The sequence below is a fragment of the Mycobacterium asiaticum genome (assembly GCF_001673365.1).
GTDB lineage: Bacteria > Actinomycetota > Actinomycetes > Mycobacteriales > Mycobacteriaceae > Mycobacterium > Mycobacterium asiaticum_A.
The window spans coordinates 194466-212142 of record NZ_LZLS01000003.1; the positions used below are offsets into that span (position 1 = coordinate 194466).

Here is a 17677-nt window from a genome sequence, read left to right on the forward strand (position 1 = left end):
GCTATGCCTGAAGCCGGTGCGGCAGCATCGGCGCGATCAAAGCCGGGCAGTAAGTCCCGATCGCGACAATGGTGAAGGCGGCCGCTCGCTCACGCGAAAACCCGTTCAGCTCAGCTATTTCCGTGACGATGGACTCAAACGAACCGCCCGGTTGCAGCGCCTTGGGACATATGGTGCGGCCCATCGCGATCGCCGTAGCCGGCTCGCTATAGGGAACACCCGCGTTGTTCAACGCATTCAGGAATGCGTTGCCCATCATGTCGGCGTGGATCGGTGCCGCCACCGAGGCCGCAACACCGAAAACGCCTGCGGCCAAAGTCAGAACCCTGAGGGCGATCGCGGCTGCGGTCATCGTGACAACAGTGCTGAAGAAGTGTCACATTCGCAACACGGTGAGATAAAGGTTTGCGCACTAACGCGTTTTGGAACAGTCTTGCGCGGGTGACAGGTATTAGCGCGCCGCGCTAGATCTTCTCTATGCCGGCGACGTTGCGCTTGCCGCGGCGCAGCACCAACCAATGCCCGTGCAGGAAATCAGTTGGCTGCGGCGACCATTCGTCGCTGTCGACACGAACGTTGTTGACCGACACACCGCCTTCGCCGATGGTCCGCCGTGCGGCTTTCCGACTTTCGGACAGCCCACTGGCTACCAGTAGGTCGACAATCCCGGCTGGCTCCCCTGGTTTCAGTTTGGCGGCGCCGGTCTCACGCAACGCCGCGGACAGTGTCGCATCGTCCAAGCTGTCCAGCTCGCCACGGCCGAACAGGGCACGGCTCGCGTGCTCCACGGCTGCGGTGGCCGCCTCCCCGTGTACCAACACGGTGAGTTCGGTGGCCAGCCGGCGTTGCGCGGCACGCTGTTGCGGGCGCTCCGCGGTGGCCTGCTCGAGCTCGGCGAGTTCCTCGGCTGACAGGAAGGTGAACCAACGCAGGTAGCGCATCACGTCGGCGTCCGCGGTGTTGACGAAGTACTGATACCAGGCGTACGGACTGGTCATCTGCGGATCCAGCCACAGACTGCCACCACCGGTGGACTTGCCGAACTTTGTCCCGTCCGCCGACGTGACCAGCGGCACCGTCAGAGCGTGCACCGCGGCACCGAGTTTCTGCCGCACCAGGCGCACCCCGGCGATGATGTTGCCCCACTGATCCGACCCGCCGATCTGTAGCGAACAGCCGTGCCGGCGGTGCAGTTCGACGTAATCGTTTGCCTGCAAAAGCATGTAGCTGAACTCCGTGTAGGAGATGCCCTCCCCCTCCAGACGGCGACGGACGGTGTCGCGATCCAGCATCACGTTGACCGAGAAGTGCTTTCCGATGTCGCGCAGGAATTCGATGGCCGACAGCGCTCCGGTCCACGCCAGATTGTTTTCGACGATCGCGCCCGTCGGCGAGTCGTCGAAATCCACGAAGCGTTCCAGCTGGCCTCTGATCCGCTCGGCCCATTCGGCGACGATGCCCGCGTCGTGCAGGCTGCGCTCGCCAACCTCGCGGGGATCGCCGATCATGCCGGTTGCCCCGCCAGCCAGCACGATGGGCCGGTGCCCGGCACGCTGGAACCGGCGCAGCGCCAGCAGCGGCACCAGGTGCCCGGCGTGCAGACTCGCAGCGGTGGGGTCGAACCCGGCGTAGACGGTCAACGGCCCGCGCTGCGCCTCGGCCGCCAGCGCGTCGAGGTCGGTGGACTGAGCGATCAGGCCACGCCAACTCAGCTCGTCGAGAATCCCGGTGCCCATGTGTGAATCCTTTCAGGACGGCACTTCGGCGGTGCGCGCCGGATACGTCTAGTCGCTGGTGCCGGGCGCCGGCGCGCGCGGGCTCCGCCGGTACGCCGACACTTCCGGTCGTCCGGCGAGCCACAGCCGCCACGGCCGGTCGGCGGCCTGGCTCACGCCGACCCGTGGCCCCGCGGTCGCTGTCAGCGGAGCGTGTAGTTGCAGCGTCACCGGACTTTCCGGGTCGAACACGTCAATCCCGTTGTCGTCCATGCTGATTCCCAACGCCGAGCACAGATTGCCCGGGCCTCGGGCCAGAGCGGTAGCTCGGACCGCCGCGCCGCGCCGCGAACGCGCCGCGTCCACACCGTCCTCGATGGCGCATGCCCGTAGCAGTACCGCGGCCGCGGTGCCGTCGGGTCCGCAGGCGACGTTCGCGCAGACGTGAATCCCGTGGCTGCGGTAGGTGTACAGCCGTCCGGGCGGTCCGAACATCACCGCGTTGCGGGCTCGGCGCCCCCGGTAGGAATGGGCCGCGGCATCCGGCCAGGGCCCGTCGGGCACTCCCCCGTAAGCCTCGACTTCGACGACCGTCGCTGTGACGCCCCTTGCTCTGATGGTGGCACCGAGCAGTCGACGGGCGGCCGCGACCGGGTCGACCAGCAGTTCTGCGGCCTGTTCGGAAGCGCTCATCGGATCGATTGTGCCTGCCCTCTTGACAAGCGTTCCCTTCGGGGCGGATATTCATCACATGATGACTTCATCACGCGATGAATTAAAGTCGTACGTCACAGAGCCTGCGGTCAGCATCGAGCATCTGCGAGTGATCCGCGGCAAACGCCCTGCGCTGCATGACTTCTCTGTGCAGATCGCACGCGGCAGTATCACCGGGTTGCTCGGGCCGTCCGGCTGCGGCAAAAGCACGCTGATCCGTTGCATCGTGGGAACCCAGATCGTGGCGGGCGGAACTGTCACCGTGCTCGGGCAGCCGGCCGGTTCAGCCGCACTGCGTCGCCGGGTTGGCTATGTGCCCCAGGATCCGACGATTTACCGGGACCTGCGAGTCGTCGACAACGTGCGTTACCTGGCCGCACTGTACGGGTTCGACGCACACGCCGCCGACGAGGCCATCGAACGGGTGGGATTGTCCGATCACCGAACTGTGTACTGCGAGAACCTATCCGGTGGTCAACGCACCCGGGTGTCGCTGGCCTGCGCGCTGGTCTGCCGACCCGATCTGCTGGTGTTGGACGAACCCACCGTCGGCCTGGATCCGGTTCTGCGCGTTGACCTTTGGGAACAATTCAGTGAACTGGCCGATAGCGGCACCACCCTGCTGGTATCCAGCCACGTGATGGACGAGGCCGACCACTGCGCGGACCTGCTGCTGATGCGCGAAGGCCTGCTGGTCGCACACACCACCCCGGCTCAACTACGAGAGGACACGTCATGCACGTCACTGGAGGAAGCGTTTCTGTGCATCATCCGCCGCAGCACCGAGCCGCAAGCCGAGCGCAAAGCCGGATAAGCCTCAAGCCCTACGCGGCCAGCACAACACGCATCCTGCGCCAATTGGCCGCCGACCACCGCAGCATCGCAATGATCTTGGTGGTACCGGTGCTGGTGATCACGTTGATGTACTACATGTTTCAGAACGCCCCACACCGCCCGGGCATGCCGACGCCGTTCAACAACACCTGTCTGATCCTGCTCGGCCTGTTCCCGCTGTTTGTGATGTTCATCATCACGTCGATTACGATGCAGCGCGAGCGCGCTTCGGGGACGCTCGAGCGCATCCTGACCACACCTTTACGCCGACTCGACTTACTGATGGCCTATGGAACTGCATTCTCGATTGCCGCTGCGGCACAAGCCATTGTGGCGTGCGGTGTCTCGTTCTGGCTGCTGGGTTTCACCACCGCCGGAAGTCCGATGTGGGTGTTCGTGATCGCGATCGCCAATGCGATTCTGGGAGTCGGACTGGGCTTGCTGTTCAGCGCCTTCGCCCGCACCGAGTTTCAGGCCGTGCAGTTCATCCCCCTGGTGATGGTGCCGCAACTACTGCTGGCCGGCGTGATCGTGCCCAGGTCCGCCATGCCGAACTGGCTGGAGTGGCTCAGCAACACGATGCCGGCCAGCTACGCCCTGGAGGCGCTGCAGCAAGTAGGTGCACATCCCGGGTTGACGGCCACCGCGGTGCGTGACATCGCCGTGGTGCTGGGATTCGCCGTCGCATCCCTTGCCCTGGCCGCAGCAACACTGCGTCGACGGACGCCTTGATGGCGGAGGCGGCAAAACGGAAACGTCCTGGCCGGCCCGTCGGGAATTCCGACTCCCGGGAGCGCATCCTGACGAACGCGCGGGAACTGTTCGCGCTCAACGGCATTGACCGAACATCGATACGCGCCGTGGCGAGAGCGGCCGGGGTGGATGCCGCGTTGGTACACCACTACTTCGGTACCAAGGAGCAACTGTTCGCCGCTGCGATCCACCTGCCAATCGACCCCATGCAAGTAATCGCGCCGATGCGCGAGGCGCCGGTGGAGGAACTCGGGCTGAAACTGCCGTCGCTGTTGTTGCCACTGTGGGATTCCGAACTGGGCACGGGATTGATCGCGACGCTACGTTCGCTGATTTCGGGCGACGAAGTGGGTCTGGCACGGACCTTTCTTCAGGACATCATCGGTGGCGAAATCGGTACGCGCGTGGACAATCCGCCGGGTACCGGCAAAATCCGCACGCAATTCGTGGCTTCGCAACTGATGGGTGTCGTGATGGCGCGCTACATCCTCAAGCTCGAGCCGTTCGCGTCACTGCCGACCGAGCAGATCGCCCAAACCATTGCGCCGAATCTGCAGCGCTACCTCACCGGGGATCTGCCGGACGGTCTTGGGCGGTAAGCCGGGCGTGCTCTTCGTCGTCGACGTCGCGCGCCTCGTCGACCAACAGGACCGGAATTCCGTCGTCGACGCGATACGCCCGCCGCAGGCGCGGGTTGTAGAGTTCCCGGCCCTCGCCGACGAGTAGCAGTGGGCCTCGGTCATCCGGGCAGACCAAAATGTCGAGCAGGGCATCGTCAATCATTGTTCAGGATCCGACTTCGCGTTCTTGCCGCTGAGTTCGGTGCGTGCCGTCGGGGTCAGTTTGCGGAACTCATTGCTTTCGGTGTCGAAATACCATGCCTGGCGGCCAGATTTGGGAATTCCAGCTGCCCGCAATGCGCTCACGGTGGGACGGAAAGTGGCGCTGAGCGTCATCTTCGGTACCACGTGCACGATGTCGGGACCCAACCCCACCGGCATGCATGCCACGGCTTCGGTGAGGTCGGCCGCGGTGATGGTCGCACCGGGCCGCAGCGTCACCGCGGCGACCGCCAGCTGCCGATCCCCGACCGAGACGCCGTAGGCCACCGCAAGATCCACCGCGCTGATACAGCCGAACGCATCGACGATGAGCTCTGCGAACACCATGCCGCGCGGCGTGTGCACCACCGCTCCGCGCCGACCGGCCAGCCAGAAGTCGCCGTCCTCGTCGCGATAGAACAGGTACTCGGTGGAGATCCAGGTATCGGCGGGAGCAAAGACCCCGCGTTTGATCGATGCGGTCGGGTCGATAGGCCCGCGCGACTGCGCGAGCAATACCCCAATCTGGTTGGGCTCGGCGACCTGAACAAAGCCGTCGTCGTTCTCCAGGATCAGGTCCTGTTCGGCGTCATAGGCACCGAGTTCCACCCGCCCGGCACCGGGCAACGGGCGGCCCTTGCTGCCGACCTTGGCGCCGGACACGTTGGCCAGCACCGCCTGCCCGTCGGTGGTGGCGAAGAACTCGACGACGTGGGCCGGCGCGAACGCGTCGGCAACACGCTCCCAAAGACCGGTCGGCATACCCGAACCGATGAACAGCCGCACGGGGTGATTGCCGTGCAGCGCGAAATCCGGGTCGTCGACCACGTCGCGCAACATGGCCCAGGTGTAGGACACAACGGTAACGCCGTACTGGCGTACCTCGGCGACGAAGCGATCCGGCTTGAGGCCGCGTGACAGCGCGATGCGGGTGCCGCCGACTACCGCACCGCCCAAGCTGACCAGCAGCGCCGACTCGTGATGCAGCGGCGTGAGGCAGTACACCGTGTCTTTGCGGTCCAGCGCGGCCGTCGACGCGGTCCCGAATGCCGATAGCGCCCAGCGGAAGTTGGTGATCTGCTTGGCAACCAGTTCACCGCCGGCTGAGCTGAACGCGATGAACGCCAAGTCCCGGGCGAACCCCGGGTTGGGCCGGTACCAAGCCGGCAGCTGTACCGCGTCCGGGTCGATCTGCTCCATGTCCACGACTTGCTCGTAAGCGTCATCAGGCAGATGCAGATCGCGCGACTCGCCACCACCAAGCACCAGGATCTGCGCCGGCAACTGCCGGGCAGCCTCGAGGTTGGTGGGGTCGGTCAGGATTTCGCTGACCCCGCCGAGCCGGACCTGCGCGGCCAGATCGACATCCTGCTTGAGCAACACGGCTATCCCACCCAGTCGGGACAGTGCGGCGATGGCGACCAGTGCGCTCGGGCGGATCTCCATCAGGATGCCCACCCGGTCGCCCTGGCGTACCCCGACCTCGATCAGGCCGCGCACCACGTTGTTGATGCGGCGGTTGACGGCTTCGTAGGTGTGCACCCGCCCGTCGAAGAGCAGGAACTCACCTTGCGGGGCGTCGCGTGCCTGCTCATCGATGATGCGGCCCAACGAGATTCGGGTGTGGTCGTTGAGCTGTCCCAACCGCGCCAGCCGCGGTAGCGTGCGGACGGTCTCGACGGCCAGCGTGCGCATGGACCGATTGGCGGCGACGACGGCGTCGGCGGCACCACGGGCCATCGCCAGCGCCGCCTCGGAGACTTCGCCCAGGCCGTGCACGACCCGCGTGCTGAACGCCACCCCGCTGTCGGTGTGCTCCACCGGTTGCTCCACCATCAAGTTGATAGCGGCCGGTTTGTCTGCGCCGCTGGAAATCCAGCGCACCCACTGGGCGACGGTGGGCCAACTCTGCTGGGCCGCACGGGAACCCACCACCAGACCGAAATGGCCTGTGCGGATCAAACATTCGTAGACTTCGGCGTTGGGCGCCGCCCGCCGAATGCCGCGCACGGATGCGGGCTGGCCGATGTCGTCGACCTCACCGACGAATGCCAGCACCGGACAGGTGATGTCGGTGAGCGTCACCATCTGGCCGTTGATCGCGAAACCGCCCGTCATCATGCGGTTGTGGGCGATGAACTGCTTGAGCAGCTCGGAAATGGCCGGCCCGGACCAAGCGATCCACCCTTCGCGCTCGAGGAACCTGCGCTGTTGTTCGCGCGGCAGCAAGGCTTCACGGTCGTGCAGCTGGCGCAGGAAGTCGATGCGGGCCTGGGCGGTCTTGATCGGGTCCATCATCTGAAAACCGGTGCGCGCCATCCAACTTGGGATGTTCAGCCGGTTGAATACGTGATCGGCCATGAAATTCGCGGCACCGGGGGCCAAGTTCGCCGGAATGCCCATCGGCAGCGCGGCAAGGGTGTCGACCGGGGAACCGAAGGCCACGATGCTGGCGATGTTCTTGGACCGCCGATACGCCCCCACCTGATAGCACCACATGCCGCCCTGCGAATACCCGACCAGGTGCACGTCTTGGCCGGCGGCGTCCTTGACCGTGTCGATGGCTTGGTCGAGCGCAACGATGTGGTCTGCCAGAGTGCGCTGCATTCCGCCTTCGACCTTGTCAGGCGAGCCGAAGTCGACGACCCAGGGGTCCAGCCCGCTGGCGTGCAGAATGCCGACCGCGCCGTCTTCCCGGGTGACGTCCCACATGTCGGCCGACATCATCATCGGGTGCACCATCAGCACCGGCGGGCCGACCTGTGGCTGTCCGGGCCGGTTGTCGGGTGGGAAGTAACGCCGGAGCTTGTACATCGGGACGCTCTCGACGGTTTGAGACGGCGACGGGACGCTGCCCGTTTCCAAGCCCCCTAGGCGCAGGACTTCCAAACCGTTCTGAGCTGTGGCCACCAGCCGCTCGATCGGTCGGGTGACCATCGACAAATTGAGATCCACCACTGCTACTCAATCCTCCCTGATGTGGTCCTTGACCAGCGTGGACATCATGGCACATCGACCCAAGCCGTTGGTCTAGGTCGGCCGCTCAGTCGTCGATGTGCATGGGCGGGTCGGCGAAGGCCGGATCGCCAGGGCGCTGGTCAGGACCCATGAGATCGCAGCGCTTGTCGGGCACCAGGTGGGAACTCGCACCGCTGGGCACCCAACTCATGAATCCCACACACCGTTCCCAAGTGCCATCGGGCTGGACGGGTCCATCGCACTTGTTGATGATCCCGGGTCCGCCGTACTGACAGCCCGCGTTGGCAGGCGGTGCCGCGACGATCAGTCCGCCGGCCGTCAGCACGGCAGCAAGTCCACCGACGATGCAGTGCTTCATATCCGCCTCCCGTCAACACCGCCGCTGGTGCGTACCAAATGACGCTACCGCTTAAGTGAGCGGATTTCGCTACCTTCTCCGCAATGCCGCGCACGCCCTGGCGGTTGCTCTCGAAAAGCCAAGGCAGTGTTAGGGTTTCACCGAACGTCAGCGACCGTCGCTCGCCGAATCCCCCTCCGGGTCACGATCCCAGGTGCCTGGCATCAACGGCATTCGCGGACGAGCACCGAACTCGTCGCCGCTCAGCGTCGTCAAACCCGCGGCCCGAGCGCGCTGCCGCGGTACGGTACCGGCGAAACCCAGCGAATCGGCGCCTTGGTCCGAAGCTTGGCTGGCATCGGGTTCCAGATCCATGTACTCGTAACCACGGCCGAGTTGGTGGACCTTGGCTCGCCGTCGTCGCGGTGTGGTCGCCGGTTCCTGAGGCGTCGCGGCAGGTGCGGGTTCCTCGGCTCCCTCGGGTTCCGGCGCCTTCTTCCGGGCGCTGGCCAGCGCCGCCTTCTTGGCTACCGAACCCAGGTCACCGACCAGGTAACCGAAGTTCTCCATGCCCGTGCCCATGCCCAGTCCCACTCCGGTACCGGTCAGGGTCGGCGGCGCTGCAGTGGGCGGCGGTGTACCGGGCGCGGGAGCTGACACCGTCACCTCAGCAGGGGCCGGCGCCGGGGACGACGTCGACGTCGGAATGCTGGGGGCCAACGCCGCCAGCGGTGGTGTGACCGGCGGTGCGACGGGCGGTGCCGGCGGCAGCGCAGCCAGCGCCACCAGGCCCTTGACGCCGATCGGCGCCAGCACGGTGCCGGCCGCCAACGGCAACAACGGCGCGGTGAGCAACGGGGTCAGCACCGTGATCAGCACGATCGTTTGCTCGAGCAGCGTCTTGAGCAGCGCGATGGTATCGGTGACGACCGTGCCGATGATCTCGACGGTGACGAACAAGATCGTGAATCCGATGGTCGCGGGGTTGCCCGAAGCAAACGCCGCCGTCAGGTCCAGTGCGACGAATCCGAGCATCTGCGACAACAGGGCCACATACGTACCGATGTCCATCGGATAACCGAGGGCAAACGCGATATTGAACGGGCTGAAATAGGTCAGCGGATTTCCCAGGATCACCAGGTAGGGATCGAACCCGGAGAACATCGCCTGGAAATAGGGAAGCTCCGACAACCCGTCGATCAAAGGCTGGATGTAGTTGTCGTAGAAGTCGATGTACCCGGACTCCTGGAGCCACTTGAAGAAATCGTTCTGCTGGTCGTTCGGCACCCCGAACAACCCATTGATGAAGTCGCCCAAAGCGTCTGCTGCCGTGAGGATTTGAGGCGGAACCACCTGGGGCTCCGCCGGTGCAACCGCAGAGGTGGCCACGCCCTGATAGGTAGTCATCACCGTGGCCGCCTGAATCCACATCCGGAGATAGTCGGCCTCGTTGAGGGCTATCGGGATCGTGTTGATGCCGAAGAAATTTGTCGCCACCAACGCCGCATGTGTGGCGTGATTGGCGGCCAGTTCGGCCAGCGTGGGCATTGCCGCCAGAGCGACCGACCAGGCGGCGGCCGCGGTTTCCTGGCGGACCGCCATGGCGGCACTATGGGCGCTGGTCTCCAGCAGCCACGCCAGATACGGGGCGTGTGCCGCCACATAAGACTCGGCAGTCGGACCCGCCCAGGCACCGGCCTGGGCGGCCGCCAACACCGCTGCGAGGTCGGCTGCCGTCTGGGCGTATTCGGTGCTCAGCGAACTCCATGCTGCCGCGGCTGCCAAGAGCGGGCCATCCCCGGGGCCGCTGCTCAGCAGGGTCGAGTGAACTTCTGGCGGGATCGCCATCCAAACCGGCGCGGTCATAAACCACGAGCCTTGACGGAGATGAAAACTCTTGCTGGGCTGGCTAAGACGAGTAACCGGAAACGGCGGAACATCGGATTACGTTCGCTCTCTCGGGGTACACCGCCCCGGGTCGCAGGACGCGATGACGTGAGTGTCCTGGCTCTCGGATCACCGCTCGCCTCGCCTTCCAGCTAAACGCCGTGGCTTATGAGGGTCGCTCCCCGATTACAGTGGCGGGACCGCGCCGGTTTCGCACCGGCTTCCTGCATCGTCATTGCCTTACTCGTGCATTGTCGCACCACGAGCGGTGCAAGTGGTAGCGAACAGCCCTTTCGGTAGCCTCAGTGCGGTGGCACACCTGCTCGGAGCCGAGGCCGTACACCTGGCATACCCGAACCAGGTGATCTTCGAGTCGGTCACGCTCGGGGTCAACGACGGCGCACGCATCGGAATCGTCGGACGGAACGGGGACGGCAAGTCCAGCCTGCTGGGTTTGCTGACCGGGCAGCTCAAGCCCGATTCGGGGCGAGTCACCCAGCGCAGCGGCTTGCGGGTAAGCGCGCTGAGTCAGGCCGACACCTTGGACCCCGGTCATACGGTCGGGTGGTCACTGGTGGGCGATCAACCCGAACACCAATGGGCCGGGGACGCCCGCGTACGCGACGTGGTCGACGGGCTGGTATCCGATATCGCCTGGAACGCAATGGTTTCCACCCTAAGTGGCGGGCAGCGGCGCCGAGTTCAATTGGCCCAGTTGCTGATTGGCGAATGGGATGTGATCGCTCTAGACGAGCCCACCAATCACCTCGACATCGAGGGGATCACTTGGCTGGCCGCGCACCTGGCGCAGCGCTGGGCGCGCAACAGCGGGGGGTTGCTGTTGGTCACCCACGACCGCTGGTTTCTCGACGAAGTCGCAACCACTACGTGGGAAGTTCACGACGGGATCGTCGAGCCGTTCGAAGGCGGATACGCCGCGTATGTGCTGCAGCGGGTTGAGCGAGACCGGCAAGCCGCCGCCAGCGAGGCCAAACGCCAGAACCTGATGCGCAAGGAGTTGGCCTGGTTGCGCCGCGGAGCACCGGCGCGGACGTCCAAACCCAAGTTCCGCATCGAGGCCGCCAACCAGTTGATCGCCGACGTACCGCCCCTGCGCAACACCGTGGAATTGGCCAAACTGGCCACCGCCAGGCTGGGCAAGGACGTCATCGACCTGCTCGATGTGTCGGTCTCGTTTGACGGTCGCCAAGTGCTGCGCGACGTCGAATGGCGGATAGCGCCGGGCGAACGCACCGGGATCGTCGGAGCCAATGGCGCGGGGAAATCCACCCTGCTCGGGTTGCTGGCCGGCACCGTCGCACCCGACACGGGTCGCGTCAAACGTGGCAAGACCGTTCGGCTCGCGGTGCTGGATCAGCAAGGCGATGAATTGAACTCACTTGCCGCCGAGCGGATCGCCGACGTACTCGGCAGGCTGCAACACGGGTACGAGGTCGAGGGCCGCGAGGTAACCCCGACCCAGCTGCTGGAGCGGTTGGGCTTTGCCCGCGGACAGCTCTCCGCGCGGGTTGGGGAACTGTCCGGCGGCCAGCGCAGGCGCCTGCAACTGATGCTCACCCTGCTGTCCGAGCCCAATGTGTTGTTGCTCGACGAGCCCACCAACGACGTGGACACCGACATGCTGACGGCCACCGAGGATCTGCTTGACTCCTGGGCGGGCACCTTGATCGTCGTCTCCCACGACCGTTACCTGCTCGAGCGCGTCACCGACCAGCAGTACGCGATCGTGGACGGCCGGTTGCGCCACCTGCCCGGCGGCATCGACGAGTACCTGCGCCTAGCCCGTGGTCCGGTGGCCAAGCCGGTCGAACCCGCCCCGGCCGCCCAGGCGATGTCAGGAGCGCAGCGCCGTGCCGCCGAAAAGGAGTTGACCTCCATCGACCGCCAACTGGCCCGCCTCGCCGAGCGAATTGCGGCCAAGCACACCGAACTGGCCGAGCACGATCAATCCGACCACGTCGGTATCACCCGACTCACTAGCGAATTGCGTGCTCTTGAGGGCGATGTCGCGACAACGGAGTCCCGCTGGCTGGAATTGTCCGAGGTACTGGAATGAACCTGGTGTCGTACCCGCCCGGCGAAGCGCTGCTGGCAGCGTATCGGCGTCGAGGCCCGGTGATCAACGCGGGGATCGGGCGGCACGGCTTCGTGTATCTGCTTGGGGCTGAAGCGAATAAGTTCGTGTTCGCCAATGCCGACGCATTCAGCTGGCGGGAGACATTTGAGAATCTGGCGCCCGTCGACGGGCCGACGGCCCTCATCGTCAGCGACGGGGCGGACCACCGCCGTCGGCGCAGCGTGGTGGCACCGGGCTTGCGGCATCGGCAGATTCAGGAGTACGTGCCGACCATGGTGTGCGCTGTCGACGCCATGATCGATCGGTGGCGCCCCGGGCAGCGGTTGGACATCTATCAGGAATTTCGTTCGGCGGTGCGGCGCAGCACGGCCGAAAGCCTGTTCGGCTCACGGATGGCCGCGCATTCTGACTTTCTCGGCGAGCAGTTGCAGCCACTGCTCGACCTGACCCATCGACCGCCACAGGTGATGCGGTTGCAGCGGCGGCTCAACTCCCCCGGTTGGCGGCGTGCGATGGCCGCGCGCGCCCGGATCGACGAGCTGATGGATTCAGAGATCGCCGACGCCCGTGCCCGACCCCGTCCGGACGACCACATGCTGACAGTGTTGCTCAACGGCCGGTCGAACGAGGGACAGGTGCTGCGCGACAACGAGATTCGCGATCAGATCGTCTCGATGATCACCGCCGGGTTCGAAACCACCAGCGCCGCGTTGGCCTGGGCGGTCTATACGCTGCTGGCACTGCCCGGCGCGTGGGATACCGCCGCTGCTGAGGTGCGTCGGGTGCTGGACGGAGGGGCGCCGACCGCAGCAGACGTCGCTGAGCTCACCTACCTCAACGGCGTTGTCCACGAAACACTTCGGCTGTACCCGCCGGGAGTGATCTCCGCGCGCCGGGTGATGCGTGATCTGCGGTTCGGCCGGCACCGGATCCGTGCCGGCCGAATGATCATTTTCAGCGCCTACGTGACCCATCGGATTGCCGAAATATGGCCCGCGCCAACCAAATTTCGTCCGGACCGGTGGGATCCGACGGCATCGGGCTACCGCAAACCGGCGCCGCACGAGTTCATCCCGTTCAGCGGTGGGTTGCACCGCTGCATCGGCGCGGTGATGGCCACCACCGAGATGGCGGTGATGCTGGCTCGGCTGGTTGCCAGGACCGAACTTCGGCTGTCCGCACAACGTATCCGGGCGGCCAACTTCGCCGCGCTAAGTCCCCGGCCCGGCCTGACGGTAGAAGTCAGCCGTACGAGCTGACGCCTAGTGCCAGCGCAGCAACACCAACTCGGCGCAGAAGCCGGGGCCCATGGCGAGCATCAGCCCGGGACTGCCACTGGGTGGGCGCTTTTCGATGGTGTCGCGCAGGATGTGCAGGACAGACGAGGACGACAGATTGCCGATCTCGCCCAGCGAACGCCAGGTCAGCTCGAGTGCCTCCGGTGGCAGTTCGAGGCTGTCGGTGATCGCGTTGATGACCTTGGGGCCGCCCGGATGGCTAACCCAGGCCCCGATGTCGTCCTTGCTGAGCGCGTGCGAGGCAAGGAACCCGTCGACATCGGCGGGCAGGTGTTCCTCGATCAAGTCGGTCAGGTCAGGAGACAGCCGCAACTGCAGACCGTGCGAACCGACATCCCAGCCCATGATGTGCAGCGAGTCGGGGTATAGCCGGCTGCGGGAATCGAGGATGGTAGGACCGCTGACGTTCAACTGTTCGGCGCGGCGGTCGCCGACCGCCACGACAGCAGCTGCGCCGTCGCCGAACAGCGCCGTCCCGACCAGCCCGGACACCGTCGGCTTGACCGCCGGGTAGGTGAGCGAGCAGAGCTCGACGGAAATGAGAACCGCGACATCGTCGGGTGCGCCGCGCAGGTAGTCGTGCAGCCGGGCGACGCCGGCCGCCCCGGCCACGCAGCCCAAGCCGAACAACGGCATCCGACGCACGTCGGGACGCAGTCCGAGCCGTCCGGCGATGCGAGCATCCAGCGACGGAACCGCGACACCGGTCACCGTCGTGGTGACGATCAAGTCGATGTCCTGGGGCTGCAGCCCGGCTTCCTCGAGTGCGCCCATCAGCGCTTCGATACCGAGATCCACCGCCTTGTCGATGAAGATCTCATTGGCGTCGCCGAAGTCGGTGAGCGATGGGTACTGCTCCAAGGGCAGGGCAAAGTGCCGGCCGTTCACTTTCGCGGACTTATGCAGGCGCCGAACGATGTTTTCGTGCTCTTTGAGCCCCGGAAACTCGACGAACATGTCGGTGATCTCACTCTGGGTGTACCGGTGCGGTGGCAATGCACCAAAGACACCTGCGACGACGCTCATACCTGCCTCATTCGGTTACTTGTCGGTTAGCCCACCCCGTTAGATTTCCCGAAAGGAGTTTAGTTGGCCGTCGGCAGCCGCGCAAAGAAATCGCTATTCAACACCTGCCTATTTATGAGTTCAATTAGTCCCCGGACCATTCTCATCGTCCCGGCTAAGGGTCATCGCGATTAGCGCGTCCGTGCTGAGGGAGTCGATGACATCCTCGCTGAGAGAGGGCTCTGATGTCGGCTTTTCAGACTGGCCGGCTAGCAGCAGCAGTTTCTCGAGCAATCCGGTTCGTCTTAGCTCACTAATTGGAATGGTGTGTAGCAGCGACCAAATCCTGTCGTCATCGGATTCTTTTTGCGGACCGCGCGTCAGTTGTTGGGCGAGATAATCGGCCAGCGCCGCCGGAGTCGGATAGTCAAAAATCAAAGTGCGTGAAAGTGACAGTCCAGCCAATCCGCGGTCGGCTTTCAGGCGGTTACGCAGTTCCACCCCTGTCATCGAGTTGAAGCCGAGATCGCCGAACGCGCGTTCGGCGTCGATGTCTTGACGGCCGGCGTGCCCGAGGACGATTGCGGCATGGAAACACACCAGCTCGACCAATCGGCGATGCTGCTGCTCGGGGTCCAGGTCCTGCAGTCGCGCGACGTTGAGCGCCTCGTCCGGCCCCGGTCCCGACGAGTCAGCACTGGCACCCAGCCAAAACCGTTGCCGGACAAAGGCGTACGTCGGCAGCTCCACCTTGCGGACGTTCACGCCGTCGAAGGTGGCGGCCCAGTCGATGGAGGTCCCCTCGATGAACAACCGTCCCGCCGCGGCCAGCAAAGCGTCAGGTTCGGGCCGATTCTCCGCCAATGTCGCGATCGAAGACTCCTGGTCGGCGACCAATCCCGCACCGGGACCCACTTCGACAAACGTTGCGGCCCCGAGATTCCGGACGGTCTGCACGCTGTCGGCAAAGCGCACCGTCTTGCGCGCATGCTCGACCCAATAGTGAGCCGATCCGTAACCCGCCCCGGCTAGTTGCCCAGTGACATTGGACAGCAGTCGAATTCGCGGCTCGAAGAAGTTGAGGCCGGAAAGGGCATCCGCGAAATCGGCGAGCATGGGTTCCATCGACGCCGAGTGAAACGCATGCGACACCGCCAGCCGGTGCACACGACGGCCACCACCAGCAAGCCCGTCGACCGCCGCGCCTACCGCGGCCGCCGAGCCGGACAACACCACCGCATCCGGGGCGTTCACCGCCGCGAGGCCTACCTCGTCGCTCAGCAACGGCGTCACCTCGGCCTCACTGGCGGCCACCGCGACCATCACCCCGCCGGGCGGCAACTCGGCCATCAACCTGCCGCGAGCGACCACCAGCTGCGCCGCCTGTTGCAGCGACAGCACACCCGCCACCTGGGCCGCGGCGATCTCGCCGACGGAATGACCCAGCACCACATCGGGTACCACGCCCCACGATCGCAGCAGCGCGACCAGGGCCAGCTCGACGGCGAACAGGGCCGGCTGAGCGAATTCGGTACTTTGCAGCAACGCGGCGTCAGTGCCCCAGATAACCTGTGGCAAAGGCAATCTCAGATGCGGGGCCAGAACTTCCACAACCTCGTCAAAGGCGCGGGCGAACGCCGCGAAGCGCCCGTACAGTTGACTGCCCATGCCCAGGTACTGCGCACCCTGGCCCGGGAACACGAACACCTTGAGGCCCGGCGGGTGGGCGCGGCCGACCAGCGCAGCGGACTCGCCGGCCGCCAGCCCTGCTAGCCCGTCGACTAGCCGTGCTCGGTCGGCCCCTATGAGCACCGCACGATGCTCGAATACCGACCGCGTCGTCGCCAAAGACCAACCCACATCGGCAATTTCGAGTTCATCGACGTTTTCCGCCAGCCGTCGCGCCTGCCGCGCCAACGCTGCGGCCGACCGAGCGGTCAACACCCACGGCACGGACACGGTTTCGGACGGTTCGGTGCCATCGTCATCGCAAGTGGACGTCACGGGGGCCTGCTCCACGATCACATGCGCATTTGTTCCGCCCATCCCGAAGGAGGACACCGCCGCCCGGCGAAACTTGGCATCCCACGGTGTCAGCGTGGTGTTGACGAGCAGGCCGAGCGCGTCGAGATCGACTGCGCCGCGCTCGAAGTTCAGGCTGGCCGGGATCCACGCGTGTTCGACGGCCAGGACGGTCTTGATCAGCCCGGCGACCCCCGCAGCCGCGCCCGTGTGACCGATGTTGGTCTTGACGGATCCGATGGCGACCGGACGGTCTTTGCGCTCCCCGAAGATCTCACCGAGCGCGCTGGCCTCCAACGGGTCCCCGACTTCGGTACCGGTGCCATGCGCCTCGATGTAGTCAACCTGGTCACGATCCACGCCGGCGTCGGACATCGCGCGCCGAACGACGTCGGCCTGCGAACTGACCGAGGGCACCGTCAGACCGGCCGCGGTGTGCCCGGCATTGCCGACGGCTCCGCCGGAAATCACTGCGTGGATGCGGTTTTCGTCACGCAACGCGGCCTGCAGTGGCTTCAGCAAGACCAGTCCAGCACCTTCGCTGCGCACATAGCCATCGGCCCGTTCGTCGAAAGCATAGGTGCGACCCGAGGGTGATACGGCGCCGAATTCGGTTTCCAGCAGCGCGGTTTCGTGGGCGAGGTTGAGATGGATGCCGCCGGCGATCGCCATCGTCGACGTGCCGTTGCGCAGGCTTTCACAGGCGAGGTGCACCGCCACCAACGAGGAGGATTGCCCGCAGTCGATCACCAGGCTCGGTCCGTGGATTCCGTAGACATACGAGATCCGATTGGCGATCATCCCGCGGCTCAGGCCGGCGAATGCGTGCTGGTCGAGGTCATGGGTGGCGTCCCGCACCGTCAACAGCGTGTAGTCGTCGTTCATCGCCCCGAGGTAGACGGCAACCTCCTCGCCGCGCACCGTTTCCGGCACGATGAACGCGTTTTCGAACAGCTCCCAGGTCAACTCCAAACCCAGCCGTTGGCGCGGATCCATTGCCGCGGCCTCGCGGGGCGACAGGCGGAAGAAGTCGGCGTCGAAGTCCCCTACCTTCGCGAGGGGGTCGGTGACTTCGCGACCGTCACGCAGCAACTGCCAGAACTCGGCCGGGTTGTTGGCGGCCGGGAACCTGCACGCAAGCCCGATTACTGCGATGTCGGTCGGTTGCAACGCGCCCTTCTTCCACTTGCCACGCTGACTCGCATGGTAGGGGG

General features: G+C 65.3%; 14 protein-coding genes and 1 riboswitch. Of the genes, 5 read left to right on the plus strand and 9 right to left on the minus strand.

Annotation, left to right across the window (positions count from 1 at the left end; translation table 11 throughout):
* Position 1 precedes the first annotated feature (1 nt).
* From A5634_RS00970 to A5634_RS00980, 3 genes are all read right to left on the minus strand, one after another.
* Positions 2–352 (minus strand): DUF732 domain-containing protein, encoded by a 351-nt coding sequence (locus tag A5634_RS00970; protein WP_065142198.1) that lies wholly within the window; start codon positions 350–352, stop codon positions 2–4.
* Between the two features lie 112 nt (positions 353–464).
* Positions 465–1736 carry a tyrosine--tRNA ligase gene (gene tyrS / locus A5634_RS00975; RefSeq protein WP_065142199.1) on the minus strand — a complete coding sequence of 424 codons (1272 nt, stop codon included), beginning with the start codon at positions 1734–1736 and terminating at the stop codon, positions 465–467.
* Between the two features lie 48 nt (positions 1737–1784).
* Positions 1785–2408 (minus strand): DNA-3-methyladenine glycosylase, encoded by a 624-nt coding sequence (locus A5634_RS00980; RefSeq protein WP_065142200.1) that lies wholly within the window; start codon positions 2406–2408, stop codon positions 1785–1787.
* Positions 2409–2466: 58 nt separating this feature from the next.
* Here A5634_RS00980 and A5634_RS00985 point away from each other — a divergent pair, with 58 nt between their 5' ends.
* The 3 genes from A5634_RS00985 to A5634_RS00995 are packed head-to-tail and all read left to right on the plus strand — an operon-like array spanning position 2467 to position 4615.
* A complete protein-coding gene (locus A5634_RS00985) occupies positions 2467–3243 on the plus strand; it encodes an ABC transporter ATP-binding protein (protein ID WP_065142201.1) in 777 nt (258 codons plus the stop codon).
* Positions 3165–3995 (plus strand): ABC transporter permease, encoded by an 831-nt coding sequence (locus A5634_RS00990; RefSeq protein WP_081290116.1) that lies wholly within the window; start codon positions 3165–3167, stop codon positions 3993–3995. Before A5634_RS00985 ends, A5634_RS00990 begins: the two co-directional genes overlap by 79 nt.
* Positions 3995–4615: a TetR family transcriptional regulator gene (locus A5634_RS00995; RefSeq protein ID WP_065142203.1), complete on the plus strand. Its 621-nt coding sequence runs from the start codon at positions 3995–3997 to the stop codon at positions 4613–4615. Before A5634_RS00990 ends, A5634_RS00995 begins: the two co-directional genes overlap by 1 nt.
* On the opposite strand, the gene A5634_RS01000 is transcribed toward A5634_RS00995, so the two are convergent.
* From A5634_RS01000 to A5634_RS01015, 4 genes are all read right to left on the minus strand, one after another.
* A complete protein-coding gene (locus A5634_RS01000) occupies positions 4581–4799 on the minus strand; it encodes a Trm112 family protein (RefSeq protein ID WP_065142204.1) in 219 nt (72 codons plus the stop codon). The genes A5634_RS00995 and A5634_RS01000 overlap by 35 nt on opposite strands.
* On the minus strand, positions 4796–7795 hold the full coding sequence (locus A5634_RS01005) for an acyl-CoA synthetase (protein ID WP_155769278.1): 3000 nt from the start codon (positions 7793–7795) through the stop codon (positions 4796–4798). Before A5634_RS01005 ends, A5634_RS01000 begins: the two co-directional genes overlap by 4 nt.
* Before the next feature lie 85 nt (positions 7796–7880).
* Positions 7881–8174: a CDGP domain-containing protein gene (locus A5634_RS01010; protein WP_065142205.1), complete on the minus strand. Its 294-nt coding sequence runs from the start codon at positions 8172–8174 to the stop codon at positions 7881–7883.
* Positions 8175–8321: 147 nt separating this feature from the next.
* Positions 8322–10019 carry a PPE family protein gene (locus A5634_RS01015; RefSeq protein ID WP_065142206.1) on the minus strand — a complete coding sequence of 566 codons (1698 nt, stop codon included), beginning with the start codon at positions 10017–10019 and terminating at the stop codon, positions 8322–8324.
* A 111-nt stretch (positions 10020–10130) separates the two neighbouring features.
* Positions 10131–10309: riboswitch (cobalamin riboswitch) on the minus strand.
* Positions 10310–10350: 41 nt separating this feature from the next.
* Between A5634_RS01015 and A5634_RS01020 the strand changes: the two genes are divergently transcribed.
* Positions 10351–12117, plus strand: coding sequence for an ABC-F family ATP-binding cassette domain-containing protein (locus A5634_RS01020; protein WP_065142207.1), 1767 nt, complete (start codon positions 10351–10353; stop codon positions 12115–12117).
* Positions 12118–12122: 5 nt separating this feature from the next.
* Positions 12123–13397 carry a cytochrome P450 gene (locus A5634_RS01025; protein WP_155769283.1) on the plus strand — a complete coding sequence of 425 codons (1275 nt, stop codon included), beginning with the start codon at positions 12123–12125 and terminating at the stop codon, positions 13395–13397.
* A 3-nt stretch (positions 13398–13400) separates the two neighbouring features.
* Here A5634_RS01025 and A5634_RS01030 read toward each other — a convergent pair whose 3' ends face one another.
* The gene (locus A5634_RS01030; protein ID WP_065142209.1) at positions 13401–14462 is read right to left on the minus strand and encodes a type III polyketide synthase; all 1062 of its coding nucleotides are present in this window, start codon (positions 14460–14462) and stop codon (positions 13401–13403) included.
* Positions 14463–14582: 120 nt separating this feature from the next.
* A complete protein-coding gene (locus tag A5634_RS01035; RefSeq protein WP_065142251.1) occupies positions 14583–17633 on the minus strand; it encodes a type I polyketide synthase in 3051 nt (1016 codons plus the stop codon).
* Between the last annotated feature and the right edge of the window lie 44 nt (positions 17634–17677).

What these genes read in the sequence shown, in the direction of transcription:
- A5634_RS01000 (WP_065142204.1), bottom strand. Translation starts at nt 4,799, where the DNA reads ATGATTGACGATGCCCTGCTCGACATTTTGGTCTGCCCGGATGACCGA.
- A5634_RS01015 (WP_065142206.1), bottom strand. Translation starts at nt 10,019, where the DNA reads ATGACCGCGCCGGTTTGGATGGCGATCCCGCCAGAAGTTCACTCGACC.
- A5634_RS00985 (WP_065142201.1), top strand. Translation starts at nt 2,467, where the DNA reads ATGATGACTTCATCACGCGATGAATTAAAGTCGTACGTCACAGAGCCT.
- A5634_RS00980 (WP_065142200.1), bottom strand. Translation starts at nt 2,408, where the DNA reads ATGAGCGCTTCCGAACAGGCCGCAGAACTGCTGGTCGACCCGGTCGCG.
- A5634_RS01010 (WP_065142205.1), bottom strand. Translation starts at nt 8,174, where the DNA reads ATGAAGCACTGCATCGTCGGTGGACTTGCTGCCGTGCTGACGGCCGGC.
- A5634_RS00970 (WP_065142198.1), bottom strand. Translation starts at nt 352, where the DNA reads ATGACCGCAGCCGCGATCGCCCTCAGGGTTCTGACTTTGGCCGCAGGC.
- tyrS (WP_065142199.1), bottom strand. Translation starts at nt 1,736, where the DNA reads ATGGGCACCGGGATTCTCGACGAGCTGAGTTGGCGTGGCCTGATCGCT.
- A5634_RS00995 (WP_065142203.1), top strand. Translation starts at nt 3,995, where the DNA reads ATGGCGGAGGCGGCAAAACGGAAACGTCCTGGCCGGCCCGTCGGGAAT.
- A5634_RS01030 (WP_065142209.1), bottom strand. Translation starts at nt 14,462, where the DNA reads ATGAGCGTCGTCGCAGGTGTCTTTGGTGCATTGCCACCGCACCGGTAC.
- A5634_RS00990 (WP_081290116.1), top strand. Translation starts at nt 3,165, where the DNA reads ATGCACGTCACTGGAGGAAGCGTTTCTGTGCATCATCCGCCGCAGCAC.